Raw genomic sequence first — 17878 nt, 5'->3', positions numbered from 1 at the left:
CGGGCAAGGATACCTGGCACTGGCAACCAGCCGCTTAGTAGCGGTAAGCGTCCGGCTTGAACGGGCCTTCGACGGTCACACCGATGTATTCGGCCTGCTGCGGGGTCAGCTGGGTGACCACGCCGCCGAAGCCGCGGACCATTTCCAGGGCCACTTCTTCGTCGAGTTTCTTCGGCAGCACTTCCACGGTCAGGCGCTCGGCCTTCTTCGCGGCAGGCAGCGCGGCGAACTTCTGCTCGAACAGGAAGATCTGCGCCAGGACCTGGTTGGCGAACGAACCGTCCATGATGCGGCTCGGGTGGCCGGTGGCGTTGCCCAGGTTTACCAGGCGGCCTTCGGCCAGCAGGATCAGGTAGTCGTCGTTCTGCGGGTCGAACACGCCGGCGCCGGTGCGGTGGATCTTGTGCACCTGTGGCTTGACCTCTTCCCATGCCCAGTTCTTGCGCATGAAGGCGGTGTCGATCTCGTTGTCGAAGTGGCCGATGTTGCAGACCACGGCGCGCTTTTTCAGGGCCTTGAGCATGTTGGCGTCGCAGACGTTGACGTTACCGGTGGTGGTGACGATCAGGTCGATGCGGCCGAGCAGGTCCTTGTTGATGCCGGCTTCGGTACCGGTGTTGATGCCGTCCTTGAACGGCGAGACGACTTCGAAGCCGTCCATGCAGGCTTGCATGGCGCAGATCGGGTCGACTTCGGTGACCTTGACGATCATGCCTTCCTGGCGCAGGGACTGGGCCGAGCCCTTGCCCACGTCGCCGTAGCCGATCACCAGGGCCTGCTTGCCCGAAAGCAGGTGGTCGGTGCCGCGCTTGATGGCGTCGTTGAGGCTGTGGCGGCAGCCGTATTTGTTGTCGTTCTTGCTCTTGGTGACCGAGTCGTTGACGTTGATCGCCGGGACTTTCAGCTCGCCCTTGGCCAGCATGTCCAGCAGGCGGTGCACGCCGGTGGTGGTCTCTTCGGTCACACCGTGGATCTTGTCCAGCATGGCCGGGTATTTCTTGTGCAGGATCTCGGTCAGGTCACCACCGTCGTCCAGCACCATGTTGGCGTCCCATGGCTGGCCATCCTTGAGGATGGTCTGCTCGATGCACCACTCGTACTCTTGCTCGGTCTCGCCTTTCCAGGCGAACACCGGGATGCCGGCGGCAGCGATGGCGGCGGCGGCCTGGTCCTGGGTGGAGAAGATGTTGCACGACGACCAGCGCACTTCGGCACCCAGGGCGACCAGGGTCTCGATCAGCACGGCAGTCTGGATGGTCATGTGGATGCAGCCGATGATCTTCGCGCCCTTGAGCGGTTGCTCGGCTTGATACTTGCGGCGCAGGCCCATCAGCGCGGGCATTTCCGACTCGGCGATGATGACTTCCTTGCGGCCCCAGTCGGCCAGGGAGATGTCGGCGACCTTGAAGTCGGAAAAACCTGCAGGCGTGTTTACAGCGCTCATTGAGAGCCTCCATTCGTAGTGTGCGAATGGGCGCCGTTGTGCGTTGAGCGTCCGCTTGCGCGGACAACGCCCCAACCGAGCCTGACAGGCCAAGCCTGCTGCAGCGCCCCTCGGATGGGTGGCGGGATGGCCACCACTGTGGGGGGCCATGTGAAACGGCAAGATTATAGCCGCGGGCGTGTGACACACCCAAGACTTTCTGTCGATTAATCGAGACGATAGTCGATGTTCAATGGAGCGTGACCGAGCGGTCTGCCATCATTAGCGCATGTCAGCAAGCAGGTCAGGAGTACAGATGAACTTTCACACCCGCAAATGGGTAAAACCCGAAGACCTCAATCCCAACGGCACCCTGTTCGGCGGCAGCCTGCTGCGCTGGATCGACGAGGAGGCGGCGATCTACGCCATCGTCCAGCTGGGTAACCAGCGCGTGGTGACCAAGTACATTTCCGAGATCAACTTCGTCAGTGCCTCGCGTCAGGGCGACATCATCGAACTGGGCATCACCGCCACCGAATTCGGCCGCACCTCGATCACCCTCAAGTGCGAAGTACGCAACAAGATCACCCGCAAGGCGATCCTGACCGTCGACAAGATGGTGTTCGTCAACCTGGGTGAGGATGGCCTGCCGGCCGCCCACGGGCGCACCGAGATCAAGTACATCCAGGACCAGTTCCCGGACAGCGCGGTGGAATAGACCCGTTTGCTCAAGCGTGGGAGCGGGCTTGCCCCGCGATGGCGCCGGCAGGATCAACATCGATGCCTGTGCAGACGATATCGCGGGGCTAGTCCGCCTCTACGTTGTTACTCGGGTTGTGTGCTGACCTTGCGCACCACCTTGCCGACCGTCAGGCCCTGAATCAGGATCGACGACAGCACCACGATGTAAGTGATCGACAGCAGCAGGTCACGCTCGGCGCCCTGCGGCAGCGACAGCGCCAGGGCGACCGACACGCCACCGCGCAGGCCGCCCCAGGTCAGCACGCGGATGGTGCCCTGCGGCACGCTGCGCCAGCGGCGCAGCAGCACGATCGCCGGCGCCACGGTCAGCAGCCGCGAAGCCAGCACCGCCACCGCCAGCACGCCACCGGCCGCCAGGTGCAGCCAGTTGAACGGCAGCAGCAACAGCTCCAGGCCAATCAGCGCGAACAGCAAGGCATTGAGCATGTCGTCGATCAGTTCCCAGAAGCCGTCCATGTAGCGGCGGGTCATGTCGTTCATCGCCAGGTTGCGTCCCAGGTTGCCGATGATCAGTCCGGCTACCACCATGGCGATCGGCGCCGACACGTGCAGCTCGTAGCACATGGCCGAGCCGCCGATCACCAGCGCCAGGGTCAGCATCACTTCCACCTGGTATTGTTCGACGCTCTTGATCATGCGGTAGGTGGCATAGCCGATCAGGCCGCCGAAGGCGATGCCACCCAGGGCCTCGCGGGCGAACAGGATGGCGGTGTCGGCGACGCTCGGCGTCTCGCCCAGCTGGATGATGCCCAGCAGCACGGTGAACACCACGACCGCTGTGCCGTCATTGAACAGCGACTCACCGACGATGGTGGTCTTCAGCGGCTTGGAGGCGTTGGCGGTACGCAGTGCACCGAGCACGGCGATTGGGTCGGTCGGCGAGATCAGCGCGCCGAACAGCAGGCAGTAGATCAACGGCACGTTCCAGCCAAACAGGGCGAACACCCAGTGCGCCAGGTAACCGATCACCACGGTGGCGATGAGTACGCCAAGGGTGGCCAGCAGGCCGATCGGCCAGCGGTAGCTGCGCAGGTCGGCGAGGTTGACGTGCAAGGCGCCAGCGAACAGCAGGAACGACAGCATCCAGTGCATCAGCAGGTCGTTGAAGTCGATCTGGTTCATCAGGCCTTCGACGCGTTCTTCCAGGCCAGGGAAGCCGATCAGGCTCAGGCCCTGCAGCATCAGGGAGAACAGCAATGCGGTGACCATCACGCCGATGGCCGGCGGCAGGCCGATGAAGCGGTAGTTCACATAAGTGAGGAGGGTGGTGAGGCAGATAAACGCGGCAACTAATTCAAGCATCCCGAATCCTGTGTAAGTGGCTTCCAAGTCATTACCCGAATGGCTCGGGCAGTTCTTTGATGACCTGGCGCGGCGTTCGGGACACACCTTATGACCGGATTTCTCCAGTTGGTTCCTGTCAGGCGAAGCCGCGGGAGCGGGCTTGCCCTGCGATGAGGCCATAACTAGCCAGGCGCTATATAGTGGTCCCCACCAAACGACGACAAGGATTCCAAGGCGTGCTGGCAACTTCCCTCGTACTGGTCGCAGCCCTGCTCCATGCCACCTGGAACACCCTGATCAAGTTCAGCGCCGAGCGGCTGCTGGTGATCGCCAGCATGGACGTGGTGGCACTGAGTTTCGCCATACTGGCGGTAGCCTTCGTAGATTTCCCGCCCGCCGAGATCTGGCCCTGGCTGCTGGCCTCGGCGCTGGCCGAGCAGCTGTACCGTTTTCTGCTGATCCAGGCCTATCGGGTCGGTGACCTGGGGCTGGTCTATCCGTTGATGCGTGGCCTGTCGCCATTGGTGGTGCTGGGCCTGACCCTGGCCTTTGCCGGCGAATCGTTGAGCCAGCAGCAGATCATCGGCATCTTGCTGATCCCCTGTGGCATGGCGTGCTTGCTTTGGCAGGGTGGCGGCGGCGACCGCCTGCCCTGGTCGATGCTGCCGGTGGTGGCACTGATAGGCCTGTGCATCGGCTGCTACACCTGGTTCGACGGTCAGGCCGTACGCCTGTGGGGCAAGCCCTGGGACTACCTGGTATGGCTGACCTTGCTCAGTGCCTGGCCGTTCCCGTTGCTGGCCATGGTGGCCCGACGAGGGCCGTTCATGCTGTTCTGGCGCACCCAATGGAAGCTGGGCCTGGCGGTCGGGTTCTGCGTATTGTTCAGCTACGCTCTGGTGCTCTGGGCCATGCACCTGGGCTCGGTGGCCGAAGCGGCAGCGTTGCGCGAGTTGAGCGTGATCCTCGTGGTGCTGTTGGGCATGCGCTACCTCAAAGAACCTTTTGGCGGGCCAAGACTCCTAGCTTGCGGGCTGGTACTGGCCGGCATGCTGGTGATGAAGCTCTGAAGCGAACCTCTATGAACAAGGAGTCCTGTAGATGACCGTAGCCCTGTGGTGCATTCTCGTCGCGCTGGTCCTGCCGCCGCTGTGTGCACTGATCGCCAAACTCAGCAGCGGGTATTTCGGCCTGCGTGCCAATCACGATCCGCGTGCGTTCCTGGACAAGCTCGAAGGGCTGCCACGGCGAGCCCATGCCGCCCAGTTGAACGGCTACGAGGCGTTTCCCGCGTTTGCCGCGGCGGTGCTGGTGGCCGATATCGTCGGCAATGCCGAACAAGTGACCCAAGATGTGCTGGGGGTGATGTACATCACCAGCCGGTTGCTCTACATCATTTGCTACCTGGCGGACTGGGCAGTGTTGCGCTCGCTGGTATGGTTCGTCGGGATGGCGCTGATCGTGTCGTTCTTTGTCGTTTCGATCTGACTGCATCGCGGGGCAAGCTCGCCCCCGCAGTGGGAGCGGGCATGCCCCGCGATAGCGCTCTTCAGGGGACCTTCGGTACTTCGGGCAAAGGCTGACCCTTAGGCCACAACATCCATATCTGCCCCTGTTGTTTCATGTTGCCTGCCAGTTCACCGGCCTCAGGACCGGTGCCCCAGAACAGGTCCGCACGCACTTCACCGGTAATCGCCCCACCCGTGTCTTGAGCTCCCACGGGGCGCACCACCGGGCTGCCGTCGGGGCGGGTGGTGGACAGCCACAGCAGGCTGCCCAGCGGGATCACCTTGCGGTCGATGGCCACGCTATAGCCAGCGGTCAGCGGCACGTTGAGCGAGCCGCGCGGACCTTCGTTGCTATCCGGCCGGGTGCTGAAGAACACGTAGCTCGGGTTGCTGGCCAGCAACTCGGGGACCCGCTGCGGGTTGGCCTGGGCCCAGGCGTGGATGCTGCCCATGGTCACCTGTTCCTTGGGCAGTTGGCCCTGGTCCACCAGCCAGCGGCCAATCGGCCGATAGGGGTGGCCGTTCTGGTCGGCGTACCCCAGGCGCAGCTGGCGGCCACCTTCCAGCTGGATGCGACCGGAACCCTGGATCTGCAGGAACTGCAAGTCCATCGGGTCGGTCAGCCAGGCCAGTACCGGCGCCTTGGCACCGTCGCGGTTGATCACTTCGGCGGTGTCATAGGGCTTGAGCACGCGGCCATCGAGGCGCCCGCGCAGGCGCTTGCCCTTGAGTTCGGGATACACACTGGCCAGATCGACCACGATCATGTCCTCGGGTACGCCGTACACCGGTACATGCGCGGCTTCGGTGCGTTCCAGGCTGCCGGGGTAGACCGGCTCGTAGTACCCGGTTATCAGGCCGTTGGCGCTGTTCTGCGCCGAGCGCAGCCCATACACCTGGAGATTCTGCTCGAGGAAGGTGCGTACCTGGTCAGCGCTCGCCGTGGCTGAACCGGCTGCCTCGCAGGTAGCGGCCCACACCGGATCGCGCTTGAGCTTCTCGCAACCGTTGCGCCAGGCATAGAAACCGGCCAGCAGGTCGTCGTCGCTGACCTGGGGCAGGTCCTTCCAGGTGGCTGGTACATAAGTGGCGATGGCATGTGGCTCGGGCTTGGCGCTTTCGCCGCCGTTGCAGCCGGCCAGGAGCGCCAGGGCGGGGAGGGCCCAGGCGAGATGGCGCAATGCAGATTTCATCGGGTGGGTCCTGTGCTGGGCGAAACATGAACATTCGCCCTTGTTTTCTGTGTGGCTATTGGTCTTTGCCCGGCAGGCGGCGATACTGGCGACCCGTTTGCCTGGCCAAAGAGACCGTGATGTTCAAGCGATTGACCGTAGTACTGCTCGCCGCCCTCGCCCTGACCGCCTGTGACGGCGTCGACCCCAACTCGCCGCTGGGCCAGCGCAAGGCAATCTTCAAGCAGATGCTCAAGACCAGTGAAGACATGGGTGGCATGCTGCGCGGGCGGTTGCCCTTCGATGACGTGAAGTTCGCCGAGGGCGCGGTGAAGCTGGATACCTTGGCCCATGAGCCGTGGCAGCACTTCCCGCAGGTGCGCGACGAGGGTGACAGCAGCGCACGGGCGGATGTCTGGGAGCGCCAGGCGCGGTTCCAGGACCTGGCCCGGCAGCTGGAGGGCGTTACCGGTGATCTGGTGACGGTGACCCGCAACCCGCCGCTGGACGCAGCGCAGATGAAGGCACCGATGGACAAGGTCGAGGCGGCGTGCAAGGCCTGTCATAGCGAGTTTCGCAATCACTGAGCCGTGTGAGGCTGTTGTGGGAGCGGGTTCGTTCCCACATCAAAGGCTGTACGGTCAGCGCTCTAGCTCGTCCACGGCTTCTTGCAGTTCTTTCTTCGCCTCGGCCAGCTTGTCCTTGCGCTTGTTGATCTTTTCCGCGTCACCTTTCTTCATGGCTTTGTCCAGGTCCTTGGTGCGCTGGTTCACTTCGTGGCGGGCATCGAGCACTTTCTGCTCGCGCTCTTTGCGCAGCCCGGCTTCGGTGCAGTTGTCCACGCCACGCAGCGCCTCTTCGAGCCCGGCAGCCTGGTTGCTGTTGCCATGGTCACGGGCAATCTTCAGCTGGTTCTCGATGGCGCTGCGCTTGGCGGCGCAGCCGGTCAGGCCTGCATCCGGCTGGGCGGCTTGCGCGGCGCCGGTTGCCAGGCCAAGGGTTGCCAGCAGGAAAAGAGCGGTGAAACGTGTCATGAAAAGCCTCCTGAGCGGGGCGGAGCAGCAAAAGTTGGTGGAATCCTGCCTTGGTTTGCCGGATTTAGGAACCCTTGGTGGGGCTTTAGACAGCAAACTCGGAGTTCCCCTACGCCCGTCATTGTTCAGCCGTGGCGTCCGAGTGCTGGAAACCGGCGATACGATACCCGCCCAGTTGCTCAGCAAGGGCTTGAACATCTTCTGTTGCAAAAAATACCTCGAGTTGTTTCGATCTTGCGCCACCGACGCCCGGCAAGGCTTGCCATGCGTCAGCCGATCGTGTTGCCAGCGTCGACCAGTCGGCCTCCAGGGGCATCCCCTGAGGCAAGGGCGCGCCTAACGCGTTCAACCATTGGAGGAAGGGGCGCAAGCGCGCCGCGCTAAAACTGTCATGAAGTTGTCGGGCGCTGGCATCGCCGAGACCCGGCACCGCCGCCAGAACTTGGGTATCGAGCTCCAGCCAATCCACGAGGGTGGTCACAAGGCCGACATCCACCAGTCGGCGCCAGGTGCCCGGCCCGATCCCTGGCAGGGCCAGCCCCTGCTTGCCGCTCAACCAGGTCAAACGGGCGATGAATTGCTCTTCGCAGCCAGCAACAGCCTGCCAGCAGGTGTGGGCGTCATACTGCCCGGCAGTCGGTGAGGTGACGGGCTGTCGCACGACCGTGCGATGTACCACGTCGTCAAACCGCGGAATGGTGAGGCCGGCAAGGCTGATAGCCACCTGGTCGCCCGGGCGTATATCGAGTTTCTGCCAGCGTGCCAGGGACCCAAGGCTGACCTGCGAAACCCGACGGTCGTCCAGTTCGACAGGCGCCAGGTGCAGGATGGGGGTTACCTTGCCGGTGCGGCCAATGCGAAAGCGCACTTCGCGCACTTCGGCCAGGGCTTGGGAGAAGGGGTATTTCCAGGCTGCAATCCAGTAAGGGGCTTTGGCCTGCCAGCGCTCGGCGGGCGGGCGGCTGCCCTGGCGCAGGATCACGCCATCGGTGGCGAAGGGCAGGGCGGCGCGATACCAGTGCAGGCGCATCTCGGCGGCCTGCTCCGGGCTGGCGATGGGGATGCTGTAGCGCTGGCTGTCGGCAAAGCCCATGGCGGCCAGTAGCTCGAGGCGCTCCGCCTGGGTTTGCGGCCCGTGTGGCCAGTCCCAGACGAACAGGCCGATGCTCGCGCCGAGGGCGGTGTCCAGCTGCTTGCGTGCCATTAGCCCGGCCACGCTGCCGCGAGCGTTGATGCTGCCTGCCTGAGCCTGCACATGGCCCTCCAGGCGTTGGTAAAGTTCCCCTTGCAGCACCAGGTCCACAGGTTGCGGCAGCTGTCGGGTGATGGCGCCGAGCGAAGGAATATGCCGGCTCCAGTCATGGCCCTGGACGCCATCGCCGCGGCTGAGCAGCCGGACCAGCCGGCCCTGCTGGTAGATCAGGGAAACCGCGACGCCATCGACCTTGGGCTGTATCCAGACATCGTGCTTGCCCGCCAGCCAGCGGCGCATGGCCTGTTCGTCGGGCAGCTTGTCGACGCCGGTGTGCGCGACCGGGTGGGGCATCGGGCCACGTGCGCCGGCCAGCGGGTCGGGCGCCGCGTCTGGCAGGTTGAAGCACCGCTGCAGTCGCAGCAGGCGCTGGCGGCTCTGGTCATAGAGTTCGTCCGCCACCAATGACTTGCCCTGACGATGGTAGTGATCGTCCCAGCGGGCCAGGGTCTCGCCCAGTCGGGCCATTTCGGCATTCGCCTGTGATGGGCCCCAATCCGGACACTGGCCGGCCTGTGCGCTGGTGAAGAGAGTCGACAGGAGCATGAGTATCGGCAGTAGCGGCATGGCCGGCATCCTTGCGAGGCAGTAAGGAGTCCTCAGCCTAGGTGCCAGTTGCTTGGTGCGACGTGCCGCATTGTCAGGCGATATGTCACGAAAAAGCCCCTGCCGATTGCTCGGCAGGGGCTTTCTTTTACTGCTGCAGGAGGCTTACAGGCCAGCGGCGTCGCGCAGGGCGGCGGCGCGGTCGGTGCGCTCCCAGGTGAAGGTGGTGAAGGTGTCATCACCCACGGTCTTCTGCTGCGGAGTACGGCCGAAATGACCGTAGGCAGCGGTTTCCTGGTACATCGGGTGCAGCAGGTCGAGCATGGTGGTGATGGCATACGGACGCAGGTCGAAGCACTCGCGCACCAGTTGCACGATCTTCTCGTCCGAGACCTTGCCGGTGCCGAAGGTGTTGATCGAGATGGAGGTCGGCTGGGCCACGCCGATGGCGTAGGACACCTGGATCTCGCAACGCTCGGCCAGGCCAGCGGCGACGATGTTCTTGGCCACGTAGCGGCCGGCGTAGGCAGCGGAACGGTCGACCTTGGACGGGTCCTTGCCGGAGAACGCGCCACCACCGTGGCGGGCCATGCCGCCGTAGGAGTCGACGATGATCTTGCGGCCGGTCAGGCCGCAGTCGCCCACCGGGCCACCGATGATGAAGTTGCCGGTCGGGTTGATGTGGTACTGGGTACCCTTGTGCAGCAACTCGGCAGGCAGGGTGTGCTTGACGATCAATTCCATCACCGCTTCCTGCAGGTCTTTCTGCGAGACCTCAGGGTTGTGCTGGGTCGACAGCACGACCGCGTCGATGCCGACGACCTTGCCGTTTTCATAGCGGCAGGTGACCTGGGACTTGGCGTCCGGGCGCAGCCAAGGCAGCAGCTTGGACTTGCGCGCCTCGGCCTGGCGCTCGACCAGGCGGTGCGAGAAGCAGATCGGGGCCGGCATCAGCACGTCGGTCTCGTTGCTGGCGTAGCCGAACATCAGGCCCTGGTCACCTGCGCCCTGGTCTTCCGGGCGGGAGCGGTCGACGCCCTGGGCGATGTCCACCGACTGCTTGCCGATGATGTTCATCACGGCGCAGGTGGCGCCGTCGAAGCCGACGTCTGAGCTGTTGTAGCCGATGTCGATGATCACGTTACGCACCAGGTCTTCCAGGTCGACCCAGGCCGAAGTGGTGACTTCGCCGGCGATGATGGCGACACCGGTCTTGACCAGGGTCTCGCAGGCTACGCGGGCGTACTTGTCCTGGGCGATGATGGCGTCCAGCACCGCGTCGGAGATCTGGTCGGCGATCTTGTCCGGATGCCCTTCGGACACGGACTCGGAGGTGAAAAGGGAGTATTCGCTCATCTCGATGGGTTCCTGAAATTTACCGATGTTGTATGTCGCCAATGGCCCGCTGGAAATGCCGGACCTGGATCTGAAAACCGTTACGCAAGCCCACGTAGAGGCTGTCCCCGGGGGCCAGCCCTGCCGCGTCGGCCCAACGGGCCAGGTCGTCCTGCTCGAAGCCAAGCCACAGGTCGCCGCAAGCTTCGCGCGCCCACCCCTGGTCATGGCTGCACAGCTCGGTGACCAGCAGGCTGCCGCCCGCCTTCACCCGTTTGGCCAGCAGGCGCAAGGCCTGGGCCGGGTCGCTGAAATGGTGCAGGACCATGTTCAGCACAACGCAGTCGGCTTCCACATCCGTTGCACCCAGTGCATCGGCCAACTGCAGGTTTACGTTATTCAGTGCATTGCGCTCGCAGACCTGGCGCGCCAGTTCGAGCATGGTCGGGCTGTTGTCCATGGCCGTGACCTGGTCGAAGCGGCGGGCCAGGTCGGGCAGGAATCCGCCGTCGCCAGGCCCCACTTCCAGGGCGCTGGCGCCGACGCCGAAGCTGAGCTTGTCGAGCAGCGCCAGCAGGCTTTCGCGGTACTGCGGCAAGCCGGCGATCAGGTCCTGCTGGGCGCGGAACTTTTCTTCTACGCGCTGGAAAAAGTCCTGGCTGGTGGCGGCGCGGCGCTGTTGCACCAGGGCGATACGCGCCTGTACGTCGACGGGCAGCGCGAGGTCGTCGGCTTCCTCGAGCAGTGCCGTATGCAGGCGGCCCCCCAGGCGCTGACTGTCGGGCAGGGCACGGCGGTAGAAGATCGCATTGCCTTCGCGACGGGTCGCCACCAGGTCGGCCTGGGCCAGTACCTTGAGGTGGTGGCTCATGCCCGACTGGCCGATGTCGAAGATCTGCGCCAGCTCCAGCACGCCGAACGAGTCGTTGGCCAATGCGCGCAGCACGTTCAGGCGCAGCGGGTCGCCGCCGGCCTTGCACAGGGCGGCCAGCTCGTCGCTGTGTTGCGGGGTGATGGGCGCATTGAGGTTCATGGGGCGGGAGTCTAGTCAGGGGAGGCTGTGGTCGCAATAGCAATATCAAAAAGTTTTGATATTGCTGGATGGGTGGTGGTTGCGCAGGCGCATTTTTCTTGAAAAGCAGGCCAAACACAGGAAAAAAGCCCGACTGCGACCATACGTCATTGCCCCCGGCCCCCCCTGTGGGCGAAAATGGTCGTCTTTTTTCGCTTCACCACCCTTTCAAGCCCCAGGAGACTCAGCGATGCCCAGCCGTCGTGAACGTGCCAACGCCATTCGTGCCCTCAGCATGGATGCCGTGCAAAAGGCCAACAGCGGCCACCCAGGTGCCCCCATGGGTATGGCGGATATCGCCGAAGTGCTTTGGCGCGACTACCTGAAGCACAACCCGAGCAACCCCAGCTTCGCCGACCGTGACCGCTTCGTGCTGTCCAACGGTCATGGTTCGATGCTCATCTATTCGCTGCTGCACCTGACCGGCTACGACGTCACCATCGACGACCTCAAGGCCTTCCGTCAGCTGCACAGCCGCACCCCGGGCCACCCGGAGTACGGCTACACCCCTGGCGTGGAGACCACCACCGGCCCTCTGGGCCAGGGTCTGGCCAACGCCGTGGGCTTCGCCCTGGCGGAAAAGGTGCTGGGCGCCCAGTTCAACCGTGAAGGCCACAACATCGTCGACCACAACACCTACGTGTTCCTCGGCGACGGCTGCATGATGGAAGGCATTTCCCATGAAGTCGCCTCGCTGGCCGGCACCCTGGGCCTGAACAAACTGATCGCCTTCTACGACGACAACGGCATTTCCATCGACGGCGAAGTGCACGGCTGGTTCACCGACAACACCCCGGCGCGCTTCGAAGCCTACAACTGGCAGGTGATCCGCAACGTCAACGGTCACGACGCCGACGAGATCAAGATGGCCATCGACACCGCTCGCAAGAGCGACCGTCCGACCCTGATCTGCTGCAAGACCATCATCGGCTTCGGCTCGCCGAACAAGCAGGGCAAGGAAGACTGCCACGGCGCACCGCTGGGCAACGACGAAATCGCCCTGGCCCGCAAGGAACTGAACTGGAACCACGGTCCGTTCGAGATCCCGGCCGACATCTATGCCGAGTGGGACGCCAAAGCCGCTGGCGCCAAGGCCGAAGCTGCCTGGAACGAGCGTTTCGACGCCTACGCCAAGGCTTACCCGGAACTGGCTGCCGAGTTCAAGCGCCGTGACGCAGGTGAGCTGCCGGCCGACTTCTCCGAGAAGGCCCAGGCCTACATCAACGAAGTCGCCGCCAAGGGCGAAACCATCGCCAGCCGCAAGGCCAGCCAGAACACCCTGAACGCCTTCGGCCCGCTGCTGCCGGAGTTCCTCGGTGGTTCGGCGGACCTGGCCGGCTCCAACCTGACCCTGTGGAAAGGTTGCAAGGGTGTCGAGGCCAATGACGCCAGCGGCAACTATGTGTTCTACGGCGTGCGCGAATTCGGCATGACCGCCATCATGAACGGCGTCGCCCTGCACGGCGGCCTGGTGCCTTACGGCGCGACCTTCCTGATGTTCATGGAATACGCCCGCAACGCCGTGCGCATGTCGGCGCTGATGAAGCAGCGTGTGATCCACGTCTACACCCACGACTCCATCGGCCTGGGCGAAGACGGCCCGACCCACCAGCCGATCGAGCAACTGACCAGCCTGCGCAGCACGCCGAACCTGGACACCTGGCGTCCGGCCGATGCGGTCGAGTCCGCCGTGTCCTGGAAAGCCGCCCTGGAGCGCAAGGACGGCCCTTCGGCGCTGATCTTCTCGCGCCAGAACTTGCAACATCAGGATCGCAATGCCCAGCAGATCGCCGATATCGCCCGTGGCGGTTACGTCCTCAAGGACTGCGCCGGCGAGCCTGAGCTGATCCTGATCGCTACCGGTTCCGAAGTGGGCCTGGCCGTCCAGGCGTTCGACAAGCTGAGCGCCGAGGGCCGCAAGGTCCGCGTCGTGTCGATGCCGAGCACCAGCGTGTTCGATGCCCAGGACGCAGCCTACAAGCAGTCGGTCCTGCCACTGGAAGTCAGCGCGCGCATCGCCATCGAAGCTGCCCATGCCGACTTCTGGTACAAGTACGTCGGCCTCGAAGGTCGCGTCATCGGCATGACCACCTACGGCGAGTCGGCGCCGGCCTCCGCGTTGTTCGAGGAGTTCGGCTTCACCCTGGACAACATCCTGGGCACCGCTGAAGAGCTGCTGGAAGACTGATGCACCCGGGAGGCTCCATGCCTCCCGTCTGATCGCGGGGCATGCCCGCTCCCACAAGGCATCCCGGTGCCTTGTGGGAGCGGGCATGCCCCGCGATGGTCGTTCAACGCACCTGCACGTGAGTATCGAATGCCCCACCCGCGTCCCTACAAAGTTGCACTCAACGGTTACGGCCGCATCGGCCGCTGTGTCCTGCGCGCACTGTTCGAGCGAGGGGCGAAGGCCGGTTTCGAGATCGTCGCGCTGAACGACCTGGCCGACCAGGCCAGCCTGGAATACCTGACGCGCTTCGACTCCACCCACGGGCGTTTCCCCGGTGAGGTGAAAGTCGACGGCGACTGTCTGCATATCAACGGCGACTGCGTGAAAGTGCTGCGCAGTGCCACCCCCGAAGGCATCGACTGGGCCGCCCTCGATGTCGACCTGGTGCTGGAGTGCTCTGGCGCCTACAACACCCGCGCCGACGGCCAGCGCTTTCTCGATGCCGGTGCGCCGCGGGTACTGTTTTCGCAGCCGATGGCCAGTGAAATCGACGTCGATGCCACGGTGGTCTACGGCATCAACCAGGATTGTCTGACGGGCAACGAACTGCTGGTATCGAACGCGTCCTGCACCACCAACTGCGGCGTGCCCCTGTTGCGGGTGCTGGACCAGGCCTTTGGCATCGAGTACGTACAGATCACCACCATTCACTCGGCGATGAACGACCAGCCGGTGATCGACGCCTATCACCACGAAGACCTGCGCCGCACGCGCTCGGCGTTCCAGTCGGTGATCCCGGTGTCCACTGGCCTGGCGCGCGGTATCGAGCGCCTGCTGCCGGAACTTGCCGGGCGAATCCAGGCCAAAGCGGTACGTGTGCCGACCGTCAACGTGTCGTGCCTGGACATCACCCTGCAGACCGCCCGCGACACCAGCGCGGCCGAGGTCAACCGGGTGTTGCGCGAGGCCGCCCTGGATGGCCCGCTCAAAGGCTTGCTGGCCTACACCGAGCTGCCCCACGCCAGCTGTGATTTCAACCATGACCCGCATTCGGCCATCGTCGATGCCAGCCAGACCCGTGTCTCAGGCCCTCGCCTGGTGAACCTGCTGGCCTGGTTCGACAACGAATGGGGGTTCGCCAACCGTATGCTCGACGTTGCCGAACACTATCTGCACGTCGTCCACCCAACCCGCAGCAAACAGCCCTGAAGGACTGCATTCATGACCGTGTTGAAGATGACCGACCTCGACCTGCAAGGTAAGCGCGTGCTGATCCGCGAAGACCTCAACGTTCCCGTGAAGGACGGCGTGGTCGCCAGCGATGCGCGTATCCTGGCAGCGCTGCCGACCATCAAGCTGGCCCTGGAGAAGGGCGCGGCGGTAATGGTCTGCTCGCACCTGGGGCGCCCGACCGAAGGCGAGTTCTCCGCCGAGAACAGCCTCAAGCCGGTTGCCGACTACCTGGGCAAGGCCCTGGGCCGCGACGTACCGCTGGTCGCCGATTACCTCGACGGCGTTCAGGTGCAGGCCGGTGACCTGGTGCTATTCGAAAACGTGCGTTTCAACAAGGGCGAGAAGAAGAACGCCGACGAGCTGGCGCAGAAGTACGCCGCCCTGTGCGACGTATTCGTCATGGACGCCTTCGGCACCGCCCACCGCGCCGAAGGTTCCACCCATGGCGTCGCCAAGTTCGCCAAGGTCGCCGCCGCCGGCCCGCTGCTGGCCGCCGAGCTGGACGCCCTGGGCAAGGCCTTGAAAGCCCCGGCCAAGCCGATGGCCGCCATCGTTGCCGGCTCCAAGGTCTCCACCAAGCTGGACGTGCTGAACAGCCTGAGCACCGTGTGTGACCAACTGATCGTCGGTGGCGGCATTGCCAACACCTTCCTGGCCGCCGCCGGTCACCCGGTCGGCAAGTCGCTGTACGAGCCTGACCTGGTCGAGACCGCCAAGGCCATCGCCGCCAAGGTCAGCGTACCGCTGCCGGTGGACGTGGTAGTTGCCAAGGCATTCGCCGAAGACGCCGAAGCCACTGTCAAGTCGATCGCCGACGTCGCCGCCGACGACATGATCCTCGACATCGGTCCGAAGACCGCCGAGCAGTTCGCCGCGTTGCTGAAGACCTCGAAGACTATCCTGTGGAACGGTCCGGTCGGTGTGTTCGAGTTCGACCAGTTCGGCAACGGCACCAAGGTCCTGGCCAAGGCCATCGCCGACAGCGCCGCATTCTCCATCGCCGGTGGCGGTGACACCCTGGCAGCCATCGACAAATATGGCGTTGGCGCCGATATCTCCTACATTTCTACCGGTGGCGGCGCGTTCCTCGAGTTCGTAGAGGGCAAGGTCCTGCCTGCCGTGGCAATCCTGGAAGAACGGGCCAAGGCCTGATTTTGAAGGCGCCTGGCAAAGGGAGCGACCTGATGGTCAAGCAATTGCCTGTGATGATCGTGGCCGTGTTGCTGGGCGCCTGCTCCAGCAACTCGGGCAGCGAGGCCGACCCGGCGCAGCCGCCCAAGGGCGGTTGCTACCAGTCCCAGTGGCAGGCCGAGACGGCACCGGTGATCAACAAGCGCCTGGGCCCGGACGGCCTGGAAAAATACGACGACGAACACCAGCGCAAGGCGCCGGGCTGCCCTTGATCGGATGGCAGGCAACCTGGGGCGGTTTTCGTGGTCTTGGACATTGGGGCCGCATTGCGGCCCCTGGCGGAGTAATTGAATGAAAGCGCTTCTGGCCATGTTGGCCCTGGCGACCCTGGCAGGCTGTTCGTTGCTGCAACCCGCTCAACCCGCCCCGGCGGACAACTGGACCCGATGGGTCTGCGACAGCCAGGCCGAGGTGCTGTGGCGCTTCGCCGATGCACAACAGGACGCGGTCGATGTGCGCCTGGGTGGCGGCGACCAGGTCTACCGGCTCAAGGCCGAGCCGGGTGCCTCCGGCGCGCTGTACAGCGATGGCATGCTGGCCTTCCACACCAAAGGTGAAGAAGGCCTGGTGTACTGGGTGGCGACCAACGATCTGATTGGGCGGGGCTGCAAGGCACCGTGACTGGCCGGGCCGCGCAGGTGGCCCACACTACTTGAACAGCAACCGCCCCTGCGGCAGGCTTGCACGAAACAAACGACGCTTGTCGGGAGAGAGATACACAATGGCACTCATTAGCATGCGCCAGATGCTGGACCACGCCGCCGAGTTCGGCTACGGCGTTCCGGCTTTCAACGTCAACAACCTCGAGCAGATGCGCGCGATCATGGAAGCCGCCGACAAGACCGACTCTCCGGTCATCGTCCAGGCTTCCGCTGGCGCTCGCAAATATGCCGGTGCGCCGTTCCTGCGCCACCTGATCCTGGCGGCCATCGAAGAGTTCCCGCACATTCCGGTGTGCATGCACCAGGACCACGGCACCAGCCCCGACGTGTGCCAGCGCTCCATCCAGCTGGGCTTCAGCTCGGTGATGATGGACGGCTCGCTGGGTGAAGACGGCAAGACCCCGACCGACTACGAGTACAACGTCCGTGTCACCCAGCAGACCGTCGCCATGGCGCACGCCTGTGGTGTTTCGGTGGAAGGCGAGCTGGGCTGCCTGGGTTCGCTGGAAACCGGGATGGCCGGTGAAGAGGATGGTATCGGCGCCGAAGGCGTGCTGGATCACAGCCAGATGCTGACCGACCCGGAAGAAGCGGCCGACTTCGTCAAGAAGACCCAGGTGGACGCCCTGGCCATCGCCATCGGTACCAGCCACGGTGCCTACAAGTTCACCAAGCCACCGACCGGCGACGTGCTGGCGATCGACCGTATCAAGGAAATCCACAAGCGCATCCCCAACACCCACCTGGTGATGCACGGCTCGTCCTCGGTGCCGCAAGAGTGGCTGGCGATCATCAACCAGTACGGTGGCGACATCAAGGAAACCTACGGCGTGCCGGTCGAAGAGATCGTCGAAGGCATCAAGTACGGTGTCCGCAAGGTCAACATCGACACCGACCTGCGCCTGGCCTCCACTGGCGCCATGCGCCGTCTGATGGCGCAGAACCCGAGCGAGTTCGACCCGCGCAAGTTCTTCGGTGAAACCGTCAAGGCCATGCGTGACGTGTGCATCGCCCGCTACGAAGCTTTCGGCACCGCCGGCAACGCCTCGAAGATCAAGCCGATCTCCCTGGAAGGCATGTTCCAGCGCTACGCCAAAGGTGAACTGGCGGCCAAGATCAACTGATCCGGCACCGTTCAACGACAGAGCCCGCAGCGATGCGGGCTTTTTTGTGCCTGCAGCCTTTGCGGCACGCTCAGGCCTGGGCCGTGCGTCGCCTGTCCGGCGCTTATACC

General features: G+C 64.1%; 17 protein-coding genes and 1 riboswitch. Of the genes, 10 read left to right on the top strand and 7 right to left on the bottom strand.

Annotated elements, in window-relative coordinates; genetic code table 11:
- Positions 1-34: 34 nt before the first annotated feature.
- On the bottom strand, positions 35-1444 hold the full coding sequence (gene ahcY / locus AC3WL2_RS01025; protein ID WP_046853939.1) for an adenosylhomocysteinase: 1410 nt from the start codon (positions 1442-1444) through the stop codon (positions 35-37).
- 21 nt (positions 1445-1465) lie between these two features.
- Positions 1466-1562, bottom strand: a riboswitch (S-adenosyl-L-homocysteine riboswitch).
- Between the two features lie 177 nt (positions 1563-1739).
- Between ahcY and AC3WL2_RS01020 the strand changes: the two genes are divergently transcribed.
- Entirely contained in the window at positions 1740-2141 is a 402-nt protein-coding gene (locus AC3WL2_RS01020) for an acyl-CoA thioesterase (protein WP_003257757.1), read from the top strand.
- Positions 2142-2248: 107 nt separating this feature from the next.
- Here the strand turns inward: AC3WL2_RS01020 and AC3WL2_RS01015 are convergent, their stop codons facing one another.
- Complete coding sequence (locus AC3WL2_RS01015; protein WP_102682224.1) at positions 2249-3487, bottom strand: cation:proton antiporter; 1239 nt, start codon at positions 3485-3487, stop codon at positions 2249-2251.
- Positions 3488-3705: 218 nt separating this feature from the next.
- On the opposite strand from AC3WL2_RS01015, the gene AC3WL2_RS01010 reads away from it, so the two are divergent.
- Together AC3WL2_RS01010 and AC3WL2_RS01005 are read left to right on the top strand one after the other, a co-directional pair.
- The gene (locus AC3WL2_RS01010; RefSeq protein ID WP_102682223.1) at positions 3706-4539 is read left to right on the top strand and encodes an EamA family transporter; all 834 of its coding nucleotides are present in this window, start codon (positions 3706-3708) and stop codon (positions 4537-4539) included.
- Positions 4540-4570: 31 nt separating this feature from the next.
- On the top strand, positions 4571-4957 hold the full coding sequence (locus AC3WL2_RS01005) for an MAPEG family protein (protein WP_046853941.1): 387 nt from the start codon (positions 4571-4573) through the stop codon (positions 4955-4957).
- Positions 4958-5018: 61 nt separating this feature from the next.
- On the opposite strand, the gene mltA is transcribed toward AC3WL2_RS01005, so the two are convergent.
- On the bottom strand, positions 5019-6170 hold the full coding sequence (gene mltA / locus AC3WL2_RS01000) for a murein transglycosylase A (RefSeq protein ID WP_102682222.1): 1152 nt from the start codon (positions 6168-6170) through the stop codon (positions 5019-5021).
- A gap of 119 nt (positions 6171-6289) precedes the next feature.
- Here mltA and AC3WL2_RS00995 point away from each other — a divergent pair, with 119 nt between their 5' ends.
- Complete coding sequence (locus AC3WL2_RS00995) at positions 6290-6736, top strand: c-type cytochrome (RefSeq protein WP_102682221.1); 447 nt, start codon at positions 6290-6292, stop codon at positions 6734-6736.
- Positions 6737-6790: 54 nt separating this feature from the next.
- Here AC3WL2_RS00995 and AC3WL2_RS00990 read toward each other — a convergent pair whose 3' ends face one another.
- The 4 genes from AC3WL2_RS00990 to AC3WL2_RS00975 form a co-directional block, all read right to left on the bottom strand.
- Positions 6791-7183, bottom strand: a complete 393-nt coding sequence (locus AC3WL2_RS00990) for a DUF1090 domain-containing protein (RefSeq protein WP_102682220.1) — start codon at positions 7181-7183, stop codon at positions 6791-6793.
- 118 nt (positions 7184-7301) lie between these two features.
- Positions 7302-9002 (bottom strand): NAD-dependent DNA ligase LigB, encoded by a 1701-nt coding sequence (ligB, locus tag AC3WL2_RS00985; RefSeq protein WP_102682219.1) that lies wholly within the window; start codon positions 9000-9002, stop codon positions 7302-7304.
- 144 nt (positions 9003-9146) lie between these two features.
- On the bottom strand, positions 9147-10337 hold the full coding sequence (metK, locus tag AC3WL2_RS00980; RefSeq protein ID WP_038706913.1) for a methionine adenosyltransferase: 1191 nt from the start codon (positions 10335-10337) through the stop codon (positions 9147-9149).
- Positions 10338-10356: 19 nt separating this feature from the next.
- Positions 10357-11349 (bottom strand): ArsR/SmtB family transcription factor, encoded by a 993-nt coding sequence (locus AC3WL2_RS00975; protein WP_102682218.1) that lies wholly within the window; start codon positions 11347-11349, stop codon positions 10357-10359.
- A gap of 229 nt (positions 11350-11578) precedes the next feature.
- On the opposite strand from AC3WL2_RS00975, the gene tkt reads away from it, so the two are divergent.
- The 6 genes from tkt (at position 11579) to fba (ending at position 17768) form a co-directional block, all read left to right on the top strand.
- Positions 11579-13576, top strand: coding sequence for a transketolase (gene tkt, locus AC3WL2_RS00970; protein ID WP_102682217.1), 1998 nt, complete (start codon positions 11579-11581; stop codon positions 13574-13576).
- A gap of 129 nt (positions 13577-13705) precedes the next feature.
- The gene (gene epd / locus AC3WL2_RS00965; protein ID WP_102682216.1) at positions 13706-14767 is read left to right on the top strand and encodes an erythrose-4-phosphate dehydrogenase; all 1062 of its coding nucleotides are present in this window, start codon (positions 13706-13708) and stop codon (positions 14765-14767) included.
- A gap of 12 nt (positions 14768-14779) precedes the next feature.
- The gene (locus AC3WL2_RS00960) at positions 14780-15943 is read left to right on the top strand and encodes a phosphoglycerate kinase (RefSeq protein WP_102682215.1); all 1164 of its coding nucleotides are present in this window, start codon (positions 14780-14782) and stop codon (positions 15941-15943) included.
- A complete protein-coding gene (locus AC3WL2_RS00955) occupies positions 15943-16194 on the top strand; it encodes a hypothetical protein (protein ID WP_371918102.1) in 252 nt (83 codons plus the stop codon). The genes AC3WL2_RS00960 and AC3WL2_RS00955 overlap by 1 nt, the downstream gene beginning before the upstream one ends.
- 79 nt (positions 16195-16273) lie before the next feature.
- Positions 16274-16603 (top strand): MliC family protein, encoded by a 330-nt coding sequence (locus AC3WL2_RS00950; RefSeq protein WP_102682214.1) that lies wholly within the window; start codon positions 16274-16276, stop codon positions 16601-16603.
- Positions 16604-16703: 100 nt separating this feature from the next.
- A complete protein-coding gene (gene fba, locus AC3WL2_RS00945) occupies positions 16704-17768 on the top strand; it encodes a class II fructose-bisphosphate aldolase (RefSeq protein ID WP_023631710.1) in 1065 nt (354 codons plus the stop codon).
- Positions 17769-17878: the final 110 nt, after the last annotated feature.

The sequence above is a fragment of the Pseudomonas sp. FW305-96 genome (genome assembly GCF_058783825.1).
This window is presented reverse-complemented; position numbering and strand designations above follow the sequence as displayed.

Excerpts from the sequence above, each read along its gene's own strand:
- ahcY (WP_046853939.1), bottom strand. The coding sequence starts at position 1,444 with ATGAGCGCTGTAAACACGCCTGCAGGTTTTTCCGACTTCAAGGTCGCC.
- AC3WL2_RS01020 (WP_003257757.1), top strand. The coding sequence starts at position 1,740 with ATGAACTTTCACACCCGCAAATGGGTAAAACCCGAAGACCTCAATCCC.
- AC3WL2_RS01015 (WP_102682224.1), bottom strand. The coding sequence starts at position 3,487 with ATGCTTGAATTAGTTGCCGCGTTTATCTGCCTCACCACCCTCCTCACT.
- AC3WL2_RS01005 (WP_046853941.1), top strand. The coding sequence starts at position 4,571 with ATGACCGTAGCCCTGTGGTGCATTCTCGTCGCGCTGGTCCTGCCGCCG.
- mltA (WP_102682222.1), bottom strand. The coding sequence starts at position 6,170 with ATGAAATCTGCATTGCGCCATCTCGCCTGGGCCCTCCCCGCCCTGGCG.
- AC3WL2_RS00995 (WP_102682221.1), top strand. The coding sequence starts at position 6,290 with ATGTTCAAGCGATTGACCGTAGTACTGCTCGCCGCCCTCGCCCTGACC.
- AC3WL2_RS00990 (WP_102682220.1), bottom strand. The coding sequence starts at position 7,183 with ATGACACGTTTCACCGCTCTTTTCCTGCTGGCAACCCTTGGCCTGGCA.
- ligB (WP_102682219.1), bottom strand. The coding sequence starts at position 9,002 with ATGCCGCTACTGCCGATACTCATGCTCCTGTCGACTCTCTTCACCAGC.
- metK (WP_038706913.1), bottom strand. The coding sequence starts at position 10,337 with ATGAGCGAATACTCCCTTTTCACCTCCGAGTCCGTGTCCGAAGGGCAT.
- AC3WL2_RS00975 (WP_102682218.1), bottom strand. The coding sequence starts at position 11,349 with ATGAACCTCAATGCGCCCATCACCCCGCAACACAGCGACGAGCTGGCC.
- tkt (WP_102682217.1), top strand. The coding sequence starts at position 11,579 with ATGCCCAGCCGTCGTGAACGTGCCAACGCCATTCGTGCCCTCAGCATG.
- epd (WP_102682216.1), top strand. The coding sequence starts at position 13,706 with ATGCCCCACCCGCGTCCCTACAAAGTTGCACTCAACGGTTACGGCCGC.
- AC3WL2_RS00960 (WP_102682215.1), top strand. The coding sequence starts at position 14,780 with ATGACCGTGTTGAAGATGACCGACCTCGACCTGCAAGGTAAGCGCGTG.
- AC3WL2_RS00950 (WP_102682214.1), top strand. The coding sequence starts at position 16,274 with ATGAAAGCGCTTCTGGCCATGTTGGCCCTGGCGACCCTGGCAGGCTGT.
- fba (WP_023631710.1), top strand. The coding sequence starts at position 16,704 with ATGGCACTCATTAGCATGCGCCAGATGCTGGACCACGCCGCCGAGTTC.